Source organism: Methylosinus trichosporium OB3b (assembly GCF_002752655.1).
Lineage (GTDB): Bacteria > Pseudomonadota > Alphaproteobacteria > Rhizobiales > Beijerinckiaceae > Methylosinus > Methylosinus trichosporium.
Genome location: NZ_CP023737.1, coordinates 2958550 through 2976567 on the forward strand (window position 1 = coordinate 2958550; position 18018 = coordinate 2976567).

General features: G+C 65.5%; 22 protein-coding genes. 21 read left to right on the forward strand and 1 reads right to left on the reverse strand.

What is annotated here, in order from left to right; translation table 11 throughout:
* Window positions 1-305: 305 nt before the first annotated feature.
* Complete coding sequence (locus CQW49_RS14050; RefSeq protein ID WP_003612080.1) at window positions 306-533, reverse strand: helix-turn-helix domain-containing protein; 228 nt, start codon at window positions 531-533, stop codon at window positions 306-308.
* Between the two features lie 227 nt (window positions 534-760).
* Between CQW49_RS14050 and CQW49_RS14055 the strand changes: the two genes are divergently transcribed.
* From CQW49_RS14055 to trbL, 21 genes are all read left to right on the forward strand, one after another.
* The gene (locus tag CQW49_RS14055; RefSeq protein WP_003612077.1) at window positions 761-1024 is read left to right on the forward strand and encodes a DNA -binding domain-containing protein; all 264 of its coding nucleotides are present in this window, start codon (window positions 761-763) and stop codon (window positions 1022-1024) included.
* A gap of 138 nt (window positions 1025-1162) precedes the next feature.
* Window positions 1163-1372 (forward strand): transcriptional regulator domain-containing protein, encoded by a 210-nt coding sequence (locus CQW49_RS14060; protein WP_003612076.1) that lies wholly within the window; start codon window positions 1163-1165, stop codon window positions 1370-1372.
* Between the two features lie 67 nt (window positions 1373-1439).
* Complete coding sequence (locus CQW49_RS14065; protein ID WP_420845622.1) at window positions 1440-1946, forward strand: DUF2285 domain-containing protein; 507 nt, start codon at window positions 1440-1442, stop codon at window positions 1944-1946.
* Window positions 1947-2178: 232 nt separating this feature from the next.
* A complete protein-coding gene (locus tag CQW49_RS14070; RefSeq protein ID WP_244441372.1) occupies window positions 2179-2403 on the forward strand; it encodes a DNA-binding protein in 225 nt (74 codons plus the stop codon).
* A gap of 12 nt (window positions 2404-2415) precedes the next feature.
* Window positions 2416-3582 carry a replication initiator protein A gene (locus tag CQW49_RS14075; protein WP_003612073.1) on the forward strand — a complete coding sequence of 389 codons (1167 nt, stop codon included), beginning with the start codon at window positions 2416-2418 and terminating at the stop codon, window positions 3580-3582.
* The gene (gene parA / locus CQW49_RS14080) at window positions 3579-4217 is read left to right on the forward strand and encodes a ParA family partition ATPase (RefSeq protein WP_003612072.1); all 639 of its coding nucleotides are present in this window, start codon (window positions 3579-3581) and stop codon (window positions 4215-4217) included. The genes CQW49_RS14075 and parA overlap by 4 nt, the downstream gene beginning before the upstream one ends.
* A gap of 55 nt (window positions 4218-4272) precedes the next feature.
* Window positions 4273-4527 (forward strand): hypothetical protein, encoded by a 255-nt coding sequence (locus CQW49_RS14085; RefSeq protein ID WP_003612071.1) that lies wholly within the window; start codon window positions 4273-4275, stop codon window positions 4525-4527.
* Complete coding sequence (locus tag CQW49_RS14090) at window positions 4524-5042, forward strand: DUF2840 domain-containing protein (protein ID WP_003612069.1); 519 nt, start codon at window positions 4524-4526, stop codon at window positions 5040-5042. The genes CQW49_RS14085 and CQW49_RS14090 overlap by 4 nt, the downstream gene beginning before the upstream one ends.
* Window positions 5039-5584: a S26 family signal peptidase gene (locus CQW49_RS14095; protein ID WP_003612067.1), complete on the forward strand. Its 546-nt coding sequence runs from the start codon at window positions 5039-5041 to the stop codon at window positions 5582-5584. Before CQW49_RS14090 ends, CQW49_RS14095 begins: the two co-directional genes overlap by 4 nt.
* Before the next feature lie 35 nt (window positions 5585-5619).
* A complete protein-coding gene (locus CQW49_RS14100) occupies window positions 5620-5955 on the forward strand; it encodes a DUF736 domain-containing protein (protein ID WP_003612065.1) in 336 nt (111 codons plus the stop codon).
* A gap of 4 nt (window positions 5956-5959) precedes the next feature.
* A complete protein-coding gene (locus tag CQW49_RS14105) occupies window positions 5960-6736 on the forward strand; it encodes a lytic transglycosylase domain-containing protein (RefSeq protein ID WP_003612064.1) in 777 nt (258 codons plus the stop codon).
* 370 nt (window positions 6737-7106) lie between these two features.
* Complete coding sequence (locus tag CQW49_RS14110) at window positions 7107-8864, forward strand: relaxase/mobilization nuclease domain-containing protein (protein WP_003612062.1); 1758 nt, start codon at window positions 7107-7109, stop codon at window positions 8862-8864.
* A 146-nt stretch (window positions 8865-9010) separates the two neighbouring features.
* A complete protein-coding gene (locus CQW49_RS14115; RefSeq protein WP_003612059.1) occupies window positions 9011-10990 on the forward strand; it encodes a conjugal transfer protein TraG in 1980 nt (659 codons plus the stop codon).
* A gap of 9 nt (window positions 10991-10999) precedes the next feature.
* Complete coding sequence (locus tag CQW49_RS14120) at window positions 11000-11443, forward strand: ribbon-helix-helix domain-containing protein (protein WP_003612056.1); 444 nt, start codon at window positions 11000-11002, stop codon at window positions 11441-11443.
* Window positions 11444-11580: 137 nt separating this feature from the next.
* On the forward strand, window positions 11581-12567 hold the full coding sequence (gene trbB / locus CQW49_RS14125; protein WP_024749676.1) for a P-type conjugative transfer ATPase TrbB: 987 nt from the start codon (window positions 11581-11583) through the stop codon (window positions 12565-12567).
* A complete protein-coding gene (locus tag CQW49_RS14130; RefSeq protein ID WP_003612052.1) occupies window positions 12564-12896 on the forward strand; it encodes a TrbC/VirB2 family type IV secretion system protein in 333 nt (110 codons plus the stop codon). The genes trbB and CQW49_RS14130 overlap by 4 nt, the downstream gene beginning before the upstream one ends.
* Entirely contained in the window at window positions 12896-13174 is a 279-nt protein-coding gene (locus CQW49_RS14135) for a VirB3 family type IV secretion system protein (RefSeq protein WP_003612050.1), read from the forward strand. The genes CQW49_RS14130 and CQW49_RS14135 overlap by 1 nt, the downstream gene beginning before the upstream one ends.
* A gap of 7 nt (window positions 13175-13181) precedes the next feature.
* Complete coding sequence (gene trbE / locus CQW49_RS14140) at window positions 13182-15617, forward strand: conjugal transfer protein TrbE (RefSeq protein ID WP_003612048.1); 2436 nt, start codon at window positions 13182-13184, stop codon at window positions 15615-15617.
* Window positions 15617-16360, forward strand: a complete 744-nt coding sequence (gene trbJ / locus CQW49_RS14145) for a P-type conjugative transfer protein TrbJ (RefSeq protein ID WP_003612047.1) — start codon at window positions 15617-15619, stop codon at window positions 16358-16360. The genes trbE and trbJ overlap by 1 nt, the downstream gene beginning before the upstream one ends.
* 62 nt (window positions 16361-16422) lie before the next feature.
* A complete protein-coding gene (gene trbK-alt, locus CQW49_RS14150; protein WP_244441298.1) occupies window positions 16423-16683 on the forward strand; it encodes a putative entry exclusion protein TrbK-alt in 261 nt (86 codons plus the stop codon).
* Complete coding sequence (trbL, locus tag CQW49_RS14155) at window positions 16680-18017, forward strand: P-type conjugative transfer protein TrbL (protein ID WP_024749675.1); 1338 nt, start codon at window positions 16680-16682, stop codon at window positions 18015-18017. Before trbK-alt ends, trbL begins: the two co-directional genes overlap by 4 nt.
* The last annotated feature ends 1 nt before the right edge of the window (window position 18018 follow it).

The window sequence follows — 18018 nt, forward strand, 5'->3', positions numbered from 1 at the left end:
CGAATAATGAGCATTCGATATGATACGTGAAGGACCCGGGCAGGGGCAAGCGGATTGCCCTAAAATGTCGAGAGCATGATATTTCCATTCGATCCGAACTTTCCGTTTTGGGTCTTGCCGCGTGCGGTTGAACTCGGGCGAAACCCTCGGCTTCACAGATGTCGGCGAAATAAGCCCGCTCAAGAGAGCAAAGTAGCTCCAGAGCAGGAAGACGATAGGTGTTCAGTCTGTCCGTCGAGAATGGCCGCTCCTGCGCCAAATAGCCGTTGCGCTAGTTCCGGCCGGCCTTCGGTCGTCTGCCGAACTCAGCCGCGAGCTTTCGGCTTGCTGCGCTTGAGAAGTTCGGCGGGCTCCACGCCAAATGCATCAGCGATCCGACCTATGACCTTCACCCTCGCCGACACATTGGCGCGCTCGATCGCACCGACATAGCGCGAACTCAGCTGCGCCTTCTCGGCGAGCGCTTCCTGCGTCCATTTCCTGGCGTTGCGTAGGCGACGCACATTTGTCGCTATGACCTCCTCGATTTCCATGGTGGCATGGAAATCGAGTCAAGAACGTTCATTCCAGGAACGAACATTCCTATTCGTTGGCGACAGAGCTACGCTCGACCTTTGCCGAACCTGCGAGTCAGCATTCCCAGCGAACAACGCGATGCGCCGATTGCATCACCATTGGAATAGAACCCCAACCAATCCTGGGATATAATCCTGCGATCCCGCCATTAATTCGCCGGGATAGAGCGACAGGCAGGTCCGCAATGAGCACGCCAGCCTTCGAAGATCGTCCGCCTCTCACCGAGCACGTGAACGCCTACGACGAACGTCACCTCACGACCTACCTGCGACTGCTCGACGCTGCCGACGAAGGCGCCGACTGGCGCGAGGTCATCGCGGTGATATTCGGGATCGACCCGGAGCGCGAGGCGGAACGGGCGAAGATCGTCCATGAGAGCCATTTGGCCAGGGCGAGATGGATGTCCGCAGCCGGCTATCGGCAGCTTTTGGGCGCGCGCCCGCAATAGGCTCTCTTCTCGCCTGCCATAAAAAGGTCACGGGCGCTCGCGGCACGCGATGCAACGCTTTGGGCTAGTTTTGGTTCTGCCATTCCGGAATCGTCGAAGTCGCCGCTCGAGCTACGAGGCCAAGCCGAGGAGCGCTTCATGCCGACGAATTTTTGGAAATCCCCCGATTCTGTCAAGCAATTGAACGATCTCGACCGTTCCGGATTCGCGCTCGAATTCCTGCGCAGAAACCCGGAATATCGCCAGGATCATCGCGAGACGCTGAGGCGGATCGAACGCGGCGCCGTCGACGAAGCGACCGCCCTTTCGAGCCTCGCGCGTCGCTGGGGGTTGCAGTTTCGCTCATGACCCGGAAACTCCGACAGGAAGGGAACCTGCGCTCTGGCTCCCTGAGATCGACCCTGGCACGCTGATCATCGCTTCGGCGCCGCCCCGCTTCGCGGCGGATGGGACCTTCGATCCGACCGCCTTCGGCAAAGTCGTCGCGGACAGGTCCGACGAGGGGGACAGGCAGGTCGTGATCGGCGACGCCCGAGGCGAGATTCATGTCTGGATGAACGAACGCGCGCCGAGCCGTCCCGCGATCATTTTGCCGCTCGACGCGTCACTCGAAATCCGGCTCGAAGTCGCGTCGCGATTCGTTCGCCGCCTTCAGGGTGGCGCCGCAGGGCCGCTACCTCGCGCGCTACAATTGACCGCGCAGCGGCGCGCGCGTCTCATCCTATTGCTGCACACGCTGGATTTCCGGCTCGGCGGCGCGGGGCCACGCGACATCGCCGCATCCCTGATCGACGCCGAGGACGCTGCGCTTCCCGCGCTCGAGTGGAAGAGTTCGGCGACGCGCCGCAAGGCGAACCGTCTCATCCATGATTCCATCGCGCTGATGAACGGCGGCTACAAGCGGCTGCTGCGCGGCGGCTGACGGCCCTTCCGCATTCTCCGTTTCCTAGGACATCCAGCGTGCGCCTCGCGGAAGGGGGGACACGGACCGACCTCAAAACTTCGTCCTCCCCCTGCGCTTCTCTTCTCCGCCAGGTTGATCTCGAAACGCCGCGACCTCCCTGCGGCGCACCTCACCGCTACGGAGGCGTCTCTTGCGCGACAAATCACCCGAGGCCGCCACGCGCTTCGTCCGGACGCATGAAGCCGCGCGAATGCTCAGCCTCTCCGCGCGCACGCTCGAAAAATACCGCTGTCACGGCGCCGGCCCGACGTTCCGCAAGCTCGGCGGGCGCGTCGTCTATGCGATCGAAGACCTGCAGGCCTGGGCCGATGGAGCCGCCTGCCGCTCCACGTCCGATCCGCAATATGTCGAAGCGCGCGACGCCGTCCGCGTCGACACCGGCGTGCGCATCGCCCGCCTGAACTCCCACCGCTGAGGCGACGCCGCCATGTCGCGCCGCCTCCCCGTCATCTCGAGCGAGCGAAGCCGGCTCCACCCCTTCGTCATAGCGACGGGGGACGCATCCCCCCGCGATCAGCGCGATCTCATGGAGCGGCCGTTCTTCTCGCTCGCCAAGGCGAAGCGCACGACGCCGATCCTTTACGAGGCGGCCGGCGCGCGCGTGGAAGTCTTCGCCATGCCAGAGCACGGCATGGCGACCATATGGGACGCCGACGTGCTGATCTGGGCGGCGAGCCAGATCGTCGAGGCCGAGAACCAGGGACTCACCACGTCCCGATTCCTGCGTTTCACGCCCTATCAGCTCCTCAAGGCGGTCGGACGCGCGACCGGCGCCCGCGACTACAAGCTGCTGAAGGGCGCGCTCACCCGCCTGCAATCGACCGCGATCTGCACCACCATTCGCAACGGCGAGCACTGGCGTCGAAGCCAGTTCTCCTGGATCAACGAGTGGGAGGAGTGCGTGACGCGCGACGGCCGCGTCGAAGGCATGGAATTCGTTCTCCCGGAATGGTTCTACCGCGGCGTCATCGACCGATCGCTCGTGCTCGCCATCGACCCTGCCTATTTCCGGCTGACGGGCGGCGTCGAGCGCTGGCTCTATCGCGTCGCCCGCAAGCACGCCGGCCGCCAGAAGCAGGGCTGGAACTTCGACATCCCGCATCTGCATCAAAAATCCGGCAGCCTCGCGAGGCTCAGGGATTTCGCGATCGACATCCGGCTCATCGTGCGCCGGCAGTCGCTGCCCGGCTATCGCCTGCGGATCGAACACGAGGGTCGGCGCGAGCTGCTGCACATCCTGCCGATCGACTTATCCACAGCCCCTGTGGATAAACCTGTGGAAACACTCGGGACTTCGGGCGCGCTTGGTATCGGGATTTCGGGCGCACCCCTATCGGGACTTCGGGCGCGCGGAGGGCAGCTAACCCTCTGGCCCGAAGAAAAAATCCCGGCTCTTAACTTAGAGTCTAACAGAGACTCTAACTTTTGTTTGCGCCCGGCCGGTGTGGAAATCACATCCGAGCGTTCGCGCGCACCGAAACATCCGTTTGAAAAGAATACGCCTGATACGACTTTCCGTAAATCCGGCTTTACGGACGATGCGACTTTCGAGGCGCCTGTTCCCTTCGACGAGAGGGAAGGAGACGCGTCATGATCGTCGCGCTGCTGAACCAGAAGGGCGGCGTCGGCAAAACGACGCTCGCCCTGCATCTCGCCGGCGAATGGTCTCGGCAAGGAAAGCGCGTCACGCTGATCGACGCCGATCCTCAGGGCTCGGCGTTGGACTGGTCACAGCAGCGAGCGCGCGAGAACCTCCCGCGGCTGTTCACCGTCGTCGGCCTGCCGCGCGACACGCTCCATCGTGAAGCGCCCGAGCTGGCGCGCGGCGTCGACCATCTCGTCATTGATGGTCCCCCGCGCGTCGCCGGCCTGATGCGCTCGGCGCTGCTCGCCGCCGATCTCGCGCTGATCCCGGTGCAGCCGTCGCCCTTCGACGGCTGGGCGTCGGCCGAGATGCTGGCCCTGCTCGGCGAGGCGCGCATCTATCGTCCGCAACTCGCCGCCCGTTTCGTCCTGAATCGCTACGCCGCGCGCACCGTCATCGCGCGCGAGACGGTCGAGACGCTCGCCGATCACGATCCACCGGCGCTCTCCGCCACCATCGGTCAACGCATCGCCTTCGCCGACGCCGCGCAGACCGGCCGTCTCGTCTCAGAGCTCGCCGACGACACGCCGGCGGCGCGCGAAATCGTCGCGCTCGCGGCCGAGGTCGGGAGGATCGCGCCGTGACGATCTTCGCGGGATATGCACGCAACGCTTCGCGGTTCGTCGACGGAGGCGCCGCATGAACGAGCGCCCTGCAAAGCGCGGCTTCACGGCGCGTCCCGGCGACGCCGAGGGCTGGATCAGATCGGCCGACGCTCCCGCCCGACGCCCAAATGACGCCAGCGGATTCACCGCACGCCTGACGATCGACGTCACTCCGGCGCTCCGCGGCCGCATCAAGGTCGCCGCTTTTCGGCGCGGCGTCACCGTCGCCGACATGCTGCGCGACCTGCTCGCGCGCGAATTTCCCGACGATCCCGGAGAGACATCATGAACGACAACGAGCCGCAATCCGCTCGCGTCGAAGCGGCGCCGCGTCGCGGCGCCGCGCCTCTCACCCATGTCGAGCTGACCTGGATCGAGAAGAAGATCGAGTTCCGAATTCGCTTCGGCCATCGCGCAGCGGACAAGGTTCTCGACCGCCGCCGCCGCATCGCCAGCTTCGCTCCCGGCAGCATCTTCTGCTTCGTCCGATGGGCGTCGAACGACTACGGCACGGTGATTTCGCGGATGGACGTCGTGCGCGCCGTCGGAGCCGGCGAGCGCTATCAGACGCTGCCTTTCGTGCGGCCCGGTGGCGAGATCCTGCTGCGCGTCGACGCATGGCCGAGGGTCGAGCGAGCGCTCCAGGCGATCGACGCCATAGAGGCGATCGGCGTCGATCCCGCGGACGCGTCGCCCGACTATTGGCGGCATTTGCACAACCGTCTCGCCGTCGGCGACGAGCCGCGCGCCTACACGCGCGAGCAGCATGACGCCTGGCTGAAGCGCCGGAGCGTCGCGCCATGATGCGCATCGGTTATGTCACGGCGACGCTCTCCTCCGTGCTACTGATCGGCGGCCAGTCCCTGGTTCCTGTCACGCCATGGCTCGTCTGGAACGCCACGGCGAGCACGCCGACAGGGCTCTATGCGCTTCAGGCCACGGGCCGACTCCGGGCTATGCAGCTGGTGGCAGTTCGCCCGCCGGAACCCATCGTGAGCTTCCTCGCTGACGGCGGCTTCCTGCCGAAAGGCGTGCTGCTCTTGAAGCATGTCTTGGCGCTCCCCGGACAGTCTGTATGCCGCGCCGGCCTCGCCGTCACCGTCGATGGCGTCGACGTCGGCGAAGCGCGAGATCGTGATCGCTTCGGTCGTCCGCTGCCGAGATGGACCGGCTGCCGAACGCTGCGGGTGGGCGAGGTCTTTCTCATGAATCCGACCGTCCAGGACAGCCTCGACGGCCGCTACTTCGGTCCATTCCCCGCCGCGTCGATCGTCGCTCGCGCGGTTCCTATCTGGACCGACGAAGAGGGCGACAGCCGTTTTGTCTGGCGCGCCGCCGTCGAGTGACGACCCCATGATCCTACCAGCAACGGAGAATTCCGATGACGCAGATTGGTCGATTCACGCGCACCACGTCGGGCTATTCGGGCGCCATCCGCACGCTATCGCTCGACGCTCAGATCATTCTCGTTCTCTCCGACCACGGCGGTGCGGAGAACGCGCCGGATTATCGCATCCTGCTCGACGATGACGAAGGACCAGAGATCGGCGCAGCATGGAAACGCGTCGGCGAAAAGGCCGGCGACTATGTCTCGCTGCTCCTCGACGATCCAGCCCTGGCGCAGCCGATCCGCGCCAATCTGTTCCAGTCGAGCGAAGACAAGTCCAGCTGGCTTCTGCACTGGACCCGACTCCAGAAGCGCAGCGAGCGGGACTGACCACATGCGCTCCGCACTCCCGCTCATGAGCAAATCGGTCCGACCAAACCGCGCCTGCACGCGCGCGCGATTCACGCTTCTTCTCCTTATCCGCCTCGCCCCGGCCTGCACACTGGGCGGAGTCCTGCCCGCAAAGGCAGCGCCGATCGAGCGCTCGACCGATGGCGAGCCCTATGCCGTCCACGTCACAGACGCGGCGCGGCGCTTCGGCATTCCCGCGGCATGGATTCGCGCCGTCATGGCGATCGAAAGCCGCGCCCGACGAGACGTTATCTCACCCAAGGGCGCGATCGGGCTCATGCAGATCATGCCGGACACTTGGACGGAACTGCGCAGCCGTTACACTCTTGCCGGCGATCCTTTCGACGCACACGACAACATTTTCGCCGGCGCCGCGTACCTGCGCGAATTGCACGATCGCTACGGCTCGCCGGGCTTCCTCGCGGCCTATAATGCGGGACCGCGCCGCTACCAGGATTATCTCGACGGGCGTCGTTCATTGCCATCCGAGACCGTCGCCTATGTCGCGACGCTCGTTCCTCTCATAGAGGGAAATGATAGCGCTCGACCCGCCATTCGCTTCGTCTCTGGTCTGTCGCTGTGGATAAAGGCGCCGCTGTTCGTCGGGAAGAACGACGGCCATCGCGCCCTCAATCATCCGACGCCAATTCGGACAGCGTCCGACACGGGGGCTGTCACCGCCACGCGTGATATGTCCGCCATCGCGCCTCGCTCCGACGGCCTGTTCGTCGCGCTCTCGTCGACGGAGCACGCGCAATGAATCAACACCGCTATTGCAGTCGAACTGCCGACCTTCGCGCATCGACGGGCTTCATCGCCGTCCTTCGCCCGGCGTTGAAAACGTGCAAACGCATTGTGAGCGCCATTCGCGGCGGCTTCGTACTCCAGCGTTTCAGAGCGCGATGTCACGAAGAGAGAACGGCAGAAGGCAATTCAGCGCAGAACACGACCGGGCTAAGGCGAGATAAAAGCGCCTGCCACGCCGGCAGACAAGTCGCTGTCGCGACTCGTCTTTCGTCGGGCAGGCCGGTCGGTCGTTGGCGGGTTTCGGCAAATCCACATGGAGTTTCAAGGTTTCGACCTGCACACTACGTTCTGACGGCTGCCGTTCGCCTCGGCGAGGCGATCCGATGAGCCGGGAGGAGAAAGACTTCCGCGTCCGGCCGGGGCGGGTCCGCACGACGCGCGCGCCGAAGCCGAAGAGCTTCGTCGCTGAGGTTCTGAAAGCCGCACGCAAGGCCGGACCTGCGACGCCGCATAGCGGCGCGCGATCCGCTGCCGCAGGCGGCTCCGGCTTCGGGCGCGGGCGCGCCGCCTTCGGCCGCGCCCGCCTCTTCGATCCGGGCCGCCGCGTCATCGTCAAGGCGCGCGTCGTTCGCCATAAGGGCCGCAGCTTTCGATCGGCGCCGCTGTCCGCGCATTTTTCCTATCTGAAACGCGACGGCGTCAGCCGCGACGGAGAGAAGGGCGTCATGTTCGACGCCGCGAACGATCGCGCCGACGACCGGGCGTTCGCCGAGCGATGCGAAGACGACCGGCATCATTTCCGCTTCATCATCTCGCCCGAGGACGCCAGCGAGATGACGGACCTCAAAGCCTTCACTCGCGATCTCGCCGGCCGGATGGAGGCTGATCTTGGAACGAAGCTCGACTGGGTCGCCGTCGATCATTGGAACACCGACAACCCGCATGTCCATCTGCTGGTGCGTGGCGTCGACAAGACCGGCGGTGATCTCGTCATCGCCCGCGACTATATCAGCCGTGGCCTGCGCTCGCGCGCGGAAGACCTCGTCGCCGTCGAACTCGGTCCACGCCCCGAACATGCGATCCGCTCGGCGCTCGAGCGCGAGGTCGACGCCGATCGCTGGACGCGGCTGGACGCCGCCATCCGCTTCGCCGCCGACGAAACGGGTCTGGTCGATCTGCGCCCAGCGAATCCTGGTCCAGACGATCCTGAATTGCGTCGCCTGATGGTCGGCCGCGCCCAGAAGCTCGAACGAATGGGACTCGCCGCCTCCGCCGATCCAGGCCGATGGATGATCGGATTGGGGGCGGAACGCGCGCTGCGCGATCTCGGAATGCGCGGCGACATCATCAAAACCATGCATCGCGCCTTCGGCGAGCGCGGCCAGGATCGCGGCGTCGCCGACTATGTCGTCGACGCGGGACCCTCGGAGACGCCGATCCTTGGGCGGCTCGTCGACAAAGGACTGCACGACGAGCTGAGCGGAGAAGCCTATGCCGTGATCGATGGGACCGACGGCCGCGCTCATCATGTCCGCTTCCGCGGCGTCGAGGCGTTCGAACATGCCCCGCCAATCGGCGGCGTCGTCGAGGTGCGGCGCTTCGGCGGCGCCGACGATCCGCAGCCGACGCTCGTGCTGGCGACACGCTCGGATTTCGATCTGGATCGCCAGATCGGTGCGTTGGGGGCGACATGGCTCGATCACCGTCTCATCGAGCGCGCGCCGACGCCGCTGGCGATGGGTGGATTCGGCGGCGAGGTCCGCGAGGCCATGAAGGCGCGCGCCGAATATCTCATCGCAGAAGGACTGGCTCAGCGCCGAGGCGGGCAGGTCATTTTCCAGCGCGACCTGCTTGCGACGCTGCGCGGCCGCGAGCTGAATGACGCCGCTGCGAAGCTTTCCGCCGAGACCGACCTTCCGCACACCCAGGCCACGGCTGGCAATCAAATCTGTGGCGTTTATCGGCAGCGCCTCGTGCTCGCTTCCGGGCACTTCGCCATGATCGACGACGGTCTCGGCTTCCAGCTCGTGCCCTGGTCGCCCACGCTCGAGAAAAAGCTCGGCCAGCATGTCTCCGGGACGGCGCGAGACGGCGGCGGCATCGAATGGAGCATCGGCCGAAAACGAGGATTGGGCTTATAATGCTCGGCGAGCGTCGACCGCCAGTTCACGACGCCAGTATTTTTTCGTCTCGGTTCGCCACGCTACGATCGCGACGCGAACACGCTTGAATGCGCTCGGACCGCGTCTTTGTCTCGACGTCTCGCTCTATTCGAATGGAGGCGTCCTTGTCCGCTACCAGGATTCTCTGGGGCCAGATCCTCGTCATATCGCTAATCGTGCTGACGACGATATGGGCGGCGACCGAATGGACCGCGTGGCGCCTCGGCTTCCAGCCGCAGCTCGGACATCCCTGGTTCGAGTTCGCCCATTTCCCCGTCTATCCGCCGCCCGCCTTCTTCTGGTGGTGGTATGCCTTCGACGCCTATGCGCCCGCGATTTTCGTCGAAGGCGGCTATATCGCAGCCTCGGCCGGACCACTGTCCATCGCGGTGGCGATCGCCATGTCGATTTGGCGCGCGCGCGAGGCCGACGACGCCGAGACTTATGGGTCCGCCCGCTGGGCGCGGCCCGACGAGATGAAGGCCGCCGGCCTGCTCGGCCCCGACGGCGTCGTGCTGGGCCAGCATGACACCGCATATCTGCGGCACGATGGGCCAGAGCATGTCCTCTGCTTCGCCCCGACCAGATCCGGAAAGGGCGTGGGCCTCGTCGTGCCGACGCTGCTTACCTGGCCGGGCTCGGCCATCGTCCACGACATCAAGGGCGAGAACTGGCAGCTCACCGCCGGCTTTCGCGCGCAACACGGCCGCGCGCTGCTGTTCGATCCGACCAACGGCGACTCGGCCGCTTACAATCCACTGCTCGAAGTGCGCAGGGGCGAGTGGGAAGTCCGCGACGTGCAGAACGTTGCCGATGTTCTGGTCGATCCGGAGGGATCGCTGGAACGCCGGAACCATTGGGAGAAGACCAGCCACTCACTGCTGGTCGGCACCATCCTCCACGTCCTTTACGCCGAAGCCGACAAGACGCTCGCCGGCGTCGCCGCCTTCCTATCCGACCCGAACCGGCCGATCGAGACGACCTTGCGGGCGATGATGACCACGCGCCATCTCGGCGACGCCGGACCGCACCCCGTCGTCGCCTCGGCGGCGCGCGAGCTTCTCAACAAATCCGACAATGAGCGTTCGGGCGTCCTCAGCACCGCCATGTCGTTCCTCGGATTGTATCGCGATCCGGTTGTGGCGAGAGTGACTCGCCAATGCGACTGGCGGATCGCCGATCTCGTCTCCGACCCACGTCCGGCCACGCTCTACCTCGTGGTGCCGCCCTCCGACATCAGCCGCACCAAGCCGCTGATCCGACTCGTGCTCAATCAGATCGGACGACGCCTGACCGAGGAATTGCGCCCGACGGGCCGCCGTCACCGCATGCTGCTGATGCTCGACGAATTCCCGGCGCTCGGACGGCTCGACTTTTTCGAGAGCGCATTGGCCTTCATGGCCGGCTACGGCATCAAGAGCTTCTTGATCGCGCAATCGCTGAACCAGATCGAGAAGGCCTATGGGGCGAACAACTCCATTCTGGACAATTGTCATGTGCGAGTGTCCTTCGCGACCAATGACGAGCGCACCGCGAAACGCGTGAGCGACGCGCTCGGCGCCGCGACCGAGATGAAGGCGATGAAGAACTACGCCGGGCATCGGCTCTCGCCTTGGCTCGGTCATTTGATGGTGTCGCGCTCCGAGACGGCTCGCCCGCTGCTCACCCCCGGCGAGATCATGCAGCTTCCGCCATCCGACGAGATCGTCATGATGTCGGGCCTGCATCCGATCCGCGCGAAGAAAGCGCGCTATTATGAGGACAGCCGCTTCGCCGAGCGGATTCTGCCGCCGCCGAAAGACGCGCCTCACGCGCACCGGCCGGATGACTGGTCCGCCCTGCCAATCCAGCGCCCGGCAACCGACCTCCTCGCGCGGTCGACAGCCGAGGACGAAGCCAATGGCGGGTTACGACGCGAGCCGGAGCTGCCCGATCATGTCGCGATTGTGAAGGAGACGACGCCGTCGCGCCGCGACGCGAATGAATTCGCCATCATCGACGATACGCCCGAGCAGGCGGCGCGCCAGCAAGAACTCATCCGGCAGCGCATGAGCGGCCTCGCACGCCAGGGTACGATGGACCCGGCCGACGGCCTCGATCTGTAGGAGGCGATAATGCGCGACCGCCTCAATGTCTCGCTTCCGGTGGAGATGATCGCGAGGATCAACGAGCTCGCCGCGCAGAAGCGTCTGACGCGCTCCGCCATCGTCGAGGCCGCGGTCGCATCTTTCCTGTCGCCCGACGGCGCGGATCGCATGGAGGCCGCCTTCACGCGGCGGCTGGACCGGCTGACGCGTCAAGTTCAACGCCTCGAACGCAACAGCGGGCTCTCGACCGAAGCGCTCGCGCTGTTCGTCCGCTTCTGGCTGACCGTCACGCCACCCTTGCCGCCGGAGGCGCAAGCGGCCGCCCAGGTGAAAGGGCGGGAACGCTACGAAGGCTTCATCGAAGCGCTGGGGCGGCGAATCAATCAGGGGCGGACGCTGCTCGACGAGATTCCAAAAGACATGCTCCGCAAAGAGCAAGCCGACGAGACTCCGAGCGATCCTCGCGAATAGGAAGCAAGTATTTTTTCGCTGGGCTACGACGGGTTGCTACGAGGACCGAAGCCTTGTTGATTACGCCGGTTTCCTGTCCTTTCTAATCATCCCCACGGTGGATCGCCCTCGCGCGATCGACCGAAGCGGGGGCGGATTTGGCGGCTTCTCTTCTCCATTCACAGGCTCACGCGCGCGGCGCGCGCATGCTCCGCACCGCGCTCGGACTGTCCGTCGCCAGCTTCCTTGAAGATCCGTCCGTCGTCGAGGTCATGCTCAATCCAGACGGCCGTCTCTGGATCGACAGATTGTCGAGCGGCCTCGAGGATAGCGGCTGCAAAATGTCGGCCGCTGATGGCGAGCGCATCGTGCGGCTCATCGCCCATCATGTCGGCGCGGAGGTGCATCCCGGATCGCCGCGCGTCTCGGCGGAACTTCCTGAGACGGGGGAAAGATTTGAAGGACTGCTCCCGCCCGTCGTCGCGGCGCCCGCCTTCGCGATCCGCAAGCCAGCGGTCGCGGTGTTCACGCTCGACGACTATGCACGCGCCCGCGTCATGACCTCCAGTCAGGCGGATGCGCTTCGAAAGTCCGTCGCGGACCGCAAGAACATTCTCGTCGCCGGCGGCACATCGACCGGCAAGACGACGCTCGCCAATGCGCTGCTCGCGGAGATCGCGCATACGGCCGATCGAGTCGTGCTGATCGAGGACACGCGCGAGCTGCAATGCCGCGCACCGAATCTGGTGGCTCTGCGCACGAAGGACGGCGTCGTCTCCCTTTCCGATCTCGTCCGCTCGTCGCTTCGACTGCGGCCAGACCGCATTCCGATCGGCGAGGTTCGCGGCGCGGAAGCCCTCGACCTGCTGAAGGCCTGGGGCACCGGACATCCCGGCGGAATCGCCACCATTCACGCCGGCACGGCGCTCGGAGCGCTGCGCCGCCTCGAGCAGCTCATTCAGGAAGCCGTGATCACCGTGCCGCGCGCGCTGATCGCCGAGACCATCGATGTCATCGCCGTTCTGCAAGGCCGCGGCGGCGAGCGGCGCCTAGCCGAGCTCGTGACCGTCGCCGGCCTCGATCCATCCACCGGCGATTACCGAGTCCTTCCGATCGCCGCACATGTCGCAGGAGACCAATCATGACGCCCTTTGCTCCGAATAGCCGATTTGGCCGACGCATTCTCGCCGCCATCGTCGCCTGTGCGGTGATGTCTTCTTCTTCGGCCCACGCCTCCGGCTCTTCCATGCCGTGGGAGACGCCGCTCAACCAAATTCTCGAATCCATCCAGGGCCCGGTCGCCAAGATCATCTCGGTCATCATCATCACGGTGACCGGCCTCACGCTCGCCTTCGGCGACACCTCGGGCGGCTTCCGCCGTCTGATCCAGATCGTCTTCGGCCTGTCGATCGCTTTCGCCGCCAGCTCCTTCTTCCTCTCCTTCTTCTCTTTCTCCGGAGGAGCGCTGATCTGATGAGCGGGTTCAACAGCGCCGAGGACGTTCCCGGCTTCTTCGTCCCCGTGCATCGGGCGCTGACCGATCCGATCCTGCTCGGCGGAGCGCCGCGGGCGGTCGCCATCGCCAATGGCACGCTCGCCGCGGCGATCGCGCTCGGACTCCGCCTCTGGCTTCCCGGCGCTCTGTTCTGGGCGGTCAGTCACAGCGCCGCAGTCTGGGCGGCGAAGCGCGATCCGCAATTCGTCGAGGTCGTGCGCCGCCACCTTCGCTATCCCGCTTATTTCGGCGTGTGAGGCCGCCATGCTGAATCTCGCCGAATATCGCAGCCGCCCGACGAGCCTCGCCGATTTCCTGCCCTGGGCCGCCCTCGTCGCCGAAGGCGTCGTCCTCAACAAGGATGGCTCGTTCCAGCGTACCGCGCGCTTCCGTGGCCCCGATCTCGACAGCGCGACGCCCGCCGAGCTCGTCGGCGTGACCGCCCGCCTCAACAATGCGCTGCGCCGCCTCGGCTCCGGCTGGGCCGTTTTCGTCGAAGCCGATCGGGCGCCGGCGCAGCATTATCCGCACGACCGCTTTCCCGACGCAGCCTCGGCGCTCGTCGACCTCGAGCGACAGAACGCCTTCGAGGAGGCGGGCGCGCATTTCGAGAGCAGCTATTTCCTGACGCTCCTCTGGCTGCCGCCGGAGGAGGACGCGTCCCGCGCCGAAAATTGGCTCTATGAAGGCCGCGCGCAAGACGGCGTCGATCCATGGGAACTGCTGCGCGGCTTCATCGATCGCACGAACCGCGTGCTGCAATTGGTCGAGAGCTTCATGCCCGAGGCGGAATGGCTCGACGACGGCGAGACGCTGACCTTCCTGCATTCGACGATCTCGACGCATCGACAGCGCGTCCGCGTCCCGGAAACGCCGATGCATCTCGACGCTTTGCTCGCCGACGAGCCGCTCACCGGCGGGCTGGAGCCCCGGCTCGGAAACGCGCATCTGCGCATTCTGACCATCGTCGGCTTTCCGAGCGTGACCCATCCCGGCATTCTCGACGAGCTCAATCGTCTCGCCTTCCCCTATCGCTGGTCGACGCGCGCCATACTGCTCGACAAGACGGAAGCCGTTCGGCTGCTGACCAAGATCCGGAGGCAGTGGTTCGCCAAGCGCAAATCCGTCGCCGCCATCATCAAGGAGGTGATGACCAACGAGACTTCGACCCTCGTCGATTCCGATGCGGCGAACAAGGCCGCCGACGCCGATGTCGCGCTGCAGGAGCTCGGCGCCGACGATGTCGGCGAGGCCTATGTCACCGCCACTGTCGCCGTCTGGGACGACGACCCGGCGATCGCGACCGAAGGGCTGCGCCTCGTCGAGAAGGCAATCCAAGGCCGCGACTTCACCTGCATAGCGGAAGGCGTGAATGCGGTCGAAGCCTGGCTCGGCTCTCTTCCCGGTCACGCCTACGCCAATGTCCGCCAGCCGCCGATCTCGACGCTCAATCTCGCACATATGATTCCGCTCTCCGCCATCTGGGCGGGAGCAGATCGAGACGAGCACCTTCGCGCCTCTCCCTTGCTCTTCAGCAAGACCGAGGGCTCGACGCCCTTCCGCTTCTCGATGCACGTCGGCGACGTCGGCCATACGCTGATCGTCGGTCCGACCGGCGCCGGAAAGTCCGTGCTGCTGGCGCTGATGGCGATGCAGTTTCGCCGCTATGCGCGCGCACAGATCTTCGCCTTCGATTTCGGCGGCTCGATCCGCGCAGCGGCGCTCGCCTGCGGCGGCGATTGGCACGATCTCGGCGGCGGCCTGTCGGCAGGCTCCGAGGACAGCGTGTCGCTGCAGCCGCTCGCCCGCATCGACGACGCGGCCGAGCGCGCCTGGGCGGCGGAATGGGCAGCCGCGATCCTCGCCAAGGAAGGCGCCGCTGTCGACCCGACGGCGAAAGAACATATCTGGTCGGCGCTCACCTCGCTCGCCTCGTCACCGCCCGATGAACGCACGCTCACCGGTCTCGCCGTCTTGTTGCAATCGACTCACCTGAAGCAGGCGCTTCAGCTCTATTGTGTCGGTGGTCCGTTCGGGCGGCTGCTCGACGCCGAAGAGGAGCGCCTCGGCTACTCCAATTTCCAGGCCTTCGAAACGGAAGGACTCATCGGCGCCGGCGCCGCCGCAGCGGTCCTCACCTATCTTTTTCATCGCCTCGAGCAGCGCCTGGACGGTCGTCCGACCTTGCTCGTCATCGACGAGGGCTGGCTGGTTCTCGACGATCCCGCCTTCGCGCGTCAGCTGCGCGAATGGCTGAAGACCTTACGAAAGAAGAACGCCTCCGTCGTCTTCGCCACGCAGTCGCTCTCCGACATCGACAATAGCCCGATCGCACCGGCGATCGTCGAGAGCTGTCCGACCCGCATCTTCCTCCCGAACGAAAGGGCGATCGAGCCGCAGATCACCGCGATCTATCGCCGCTTCGGCCTCAACGATCGCCAGATCGAGATCATCGCCCGAGCGACGCCGAAGCGCGACTATTACTGCCAATCGCGGAGAGGCAATCGCCTCTTCGAATTGGGGCTCGGACCGATCGGCCTCGCTCTTTGCGCCGCCTCCTCCAAGAGCGACCACGCCGAGATCCAGCGCATCCTCGCCGAGCACGGGCCGGATGGATTCCTGCGTGGATGGCTGATCGAGCGCGGCCTCGAATGGGCCGCAGACCTCATCCCGGACATCACCAATCTGGAGTTTTCCTGATGGTCGCTCCTCATTGCCGTCGCGCCGCCATATTCCGTGCCGTGGTTCTTTATTTCTCACTCGTCGCCAATCCGGCGTCCGCACAGATTGTCGTCTACGATCCGAGCAATTTCTCGCAGAACGTGCTCACCGCCGCGCGCGAACTGCAGCAGGTCAATAATCAGATCCAGAGCCTCGCCAATGAGGCGCAGATGCTGACCAATCAGGCGCGCAATCTCGCGAGCCTGCCGCTCTCGACGCTCAGCCAGCTCCAGACCACCATCCAAAAGACGCAGTCGCTGCTCGCCCAGGCGCAGCACATTGCCTTCGATGTCCAGCAGATCGAGACCGCCTTCGTGACGACCTATGGTTCGGCGTCGACCAGCGCCTCCAGCGCTGGACTGATCGCCACGGCGCAGACGCGCTGGCGCAATTCCGTCGCCGCCTTCGAGGATTCGTTGAAGGTACAGGCTGGCGTCGTCGGCAACATCTCGAGCAACGGCTCCACCATGTCGTCGCTGACCTCCGCCAGCCAGACGGCGACGGGCGCGCTGCAGGCGGCGCAGGCCGGCAATCAGCTGCTCGCGCTACAATCGCAGCAGCTTTCCGACCTCGTCGCCGTGGTCGCGGCCAAGAGCCGCGCCGATGCGCTCGAACAATCGCGCATCACGGCGACCGAGTCGCAAGGACAGGAGCAATACCGGCGCTTTTCGACGCGCTCCGGCTATCAGCCGAGCAATGTCACCATGTTCCACGGCAATTGAGGCGTGCCATGGAACGATCGGACATATGGCGCGCCGGCGCGATCCTCGTTCTTATCGCCACATTGATCGCGACGCTCTTTGCGATCGATCTCGATGCGCCTGCGCCGTTCATCGGTGGCGCCGGCGCTGCCTTTGCCGTCGCTCCAGACGATCTTTCCGCCGAGTTGCGCCGCTGTGGCGCGCTTGGCCTTCAGGATGCCGAAGACCAGCGCTGTGATGCGGTCTGGACGGAGAACCGCCGCCGCTTCTTCGGCAGGCCGGCGCGGCCGACGCCTCCCACGGCCGCGCCGGCCGCAGCTGCATCGAAAGGCGCCGCGCCATGAACATCGGCGTCATCGACACCTTCCTGAACACTTTCACGACCTATATCGATTCCGGCTTCGGCCTGCTGAAGGGCGACGTCGCCTATCTCTCCTCGACGCTGATCGCGATCGACGTCACGCTCGCCGGCCTGTTCTGGGCCTGGGGCGCCGACGAGGATGTGATCCAGAGGCTCGTGAGGAAGACCCTCTATATCGGCTTCTTCGCTTTCCTGATCACCAATTTCAACAAGCTCTCGGGAATCGTCTTCAATAGCTTCGTCGGCGTCGGCCTCAAGGCCGGCGGCTCATCTGTGTCGACCGCCGATTTCCTGCGGCCCGGCCGGCTCGCCCAGATCGGCCTCGACGCTGGCCAGCCGCTGCTCGACGCGGCGAGCCAGATGATGGGCTTTGCGTCCTTCTTCGCCAATTTCGTTCAGATCGCCGTGCTGATGATCTCCTGGCTGCTGATCATCATCGCCTTCTTCATCCTTTCCGTGCAGCTTTTCGTCACGCTGATCGAGTTCAAGCTGACGACGCTCGCCGGTTTCGTGCTCATTCCCTTCGCGCTCTTCAACAAGACCGCCTTTCTCGCCGAGAAGGTGCTCGGCAATATCGTCGCCTCGGGCGTAAAAGTGATGACGCTCGCCGTCATCGTCGGCGTCGGCTCGGGACTCTTCTCGCAATTCACGACGAGCTATGGCGGCGAGCAGCCGACGATCGAGCAGACGCTCTCCGTCGTGCTGGCCGCGCTCGCCATGCTCGGTCTCGGCATATTCGGTCCCGGCATCGCGACCGGCCTCGTCTCCGGCGCGCCGCAGCTCGGCGCTGGCGCAGCCGTCGGAACCGGCGTCGCCGTCGCGGGCGCCGGAATGGTCGGAGGCGCCGCGCTCGGCCTCGCCGGAAGGGGAGCGACGGCCGCCGCCTCGGGAGCGGCGGCAACCGCGCGCGGCGGGGCGAGGCTCGCCGGCGGGGCCGCCTCCGCTTATGCGCTCGGCTCGGCCGGCGAGTCCGGGCCTTCGGCTGTCGCCGCCGGGCTCGCTGGCGTCGGTCGCGCGGCGGGCGCTGTCGCAGCGGCTCCCTTCCGCCGCGCGGCCGCTCGCGCGACGAGTTCCTTGGCCGAGAACTATTCCGCCGGCGCTCGCGCCGCCTTCGCCGCGACGGGCGGTTCGGCAATCACAGGTGCGGTCGGCGACGGCGCAACCGGCGCTCCGCCTGGGAATGCGCCGCCCGATTGGGCGCGGCGCATGAAGCGCAATCAGCTCGCGAGCCACGGCGCGACGACCGCCGCGCATGTCATTCAGTCCGGCGACAGCCACGGCGGCGGCCATTCCGTCGATCTCTCACAAGAGGAATAGA

Coding starts and splice junctions, on each gene's coding strand:
- CQW49_RS14055 (WP_003612077.1), top strand. CDS start 761: ATGAGCACGCCAGCCTTCGAAGATCGTCCGCCTCTCACCGAGCACGTG.
- CQW49_RS14110 (WP_003612062.1), top strand. CDS start 7,107: ATGAGCCGGGAGGAGAAAGACTTCCGCGTCCGGCCGGGGCGGGTCCGC.
- CQW49_RS14135 (WP_003612050.1), top strand. CDS start 12,896: ATGAGCGGGTTCAACAGCGCCGAGGACGTTCCCGGCTTCTTCGTCCCC.
- CQW49_RS14050 (WP_003612080.1), bottom strand. CDS start 533: ATGGAAATCGAGGAGGTCATAGCGACAAATGTGCGTCGCCTACGCAAC.
- CQW49_RS14120 (WP_003612056.1), top strand. CDS start 11,000: ATGCGCGACCGCCTCAATGTCTCGCTTCCGGTGGAGATGATCGCGAGG.
- CQW49_RS14070 (WP_244441372.1), top strand. CDS start 2,179: ATGCTCAGCCTCTCCGCGCGCACGCTCGAAAAATACCGCTGTCACGGC.
- CQW49_RS14130 (WP_003612052.1), top strand. CDS start 12,564: ATGACGCCCTTTGCTCCGAATAGCCGATTTGGCCGACGCATTCTCGCC.
- CQW49_RS14090 (WP_003612069.1), top strand. CDS start 4,524: ATGAACGACAACGAGCCGCAATCCGCTCGCGTCGAAGCGGCGCCGCGT.
- CQW49_RS14105 (WP_003612064.1), top strand. CDS start 5,960: ATGCGCTCCGCACTCCCGCTCATGAGCAAATCGGTCCGACCAAACCGC.
- CQW49_RS14060 (WP_003612076.1), top strand. CDS start 1,163: ATGCCGACGAATTTTTGGAAATCCCCCGATTCTGTCAAGCAATTGAAC.
- CQW49_RS14095 (WP_003612067.1), top strand. CDS start 5,039: ATGATGCGCATCGGTTATGTCACGGCGACGCTCTCCTCCGTGCTACTG.
- trbE (WP_003612048.1), top strand. CDS start 13,182: ATGCTGAATCTCGCCGAATATCGCAGCCGCCCGACGAGCCTCGCCGAT.
- trbJ (WP_003612047.1), top strand. CDS start 15,617: ATGGTCGCTCCTCATTGCCGTCGCGCCGCCATATTCCGTGCCGTGGTT.
- CQW49_RS14085 (WP_003612071.1), top strand. CDS start 4,273: ATGAACGAGCGCCCTGCAAAGCGCGGCTTCACGGCGCGTCCCGGCGAC.
- parA (WP_003612072.1), top strand. CDS start 3,579: ATGATCGTCGCGCTGCTGAACCAGAAGGGCGGCGTCGGCAAAACGACG.
- CQW49_RS14100 (WP_003612065.1), top strand. CDS start 5,620: ATGACGCAGATTGGTCGATTCACGCGCACCACGTCGGGCTATTCGGGC.
- trbL (WP_024749675.1), top strand. CDS start 16,680: ATGAACATCGGCGTCATCGACACCTTCCTGAACACTTTCACGACCTAT.
- CQW49_RS14075 (WP_003612073.1), top strand. CDS start 2,416: ATGTCGCGCCGCCTCCCCGTCATCTCGAGCGAGCGAAGCCGGCTCCAC.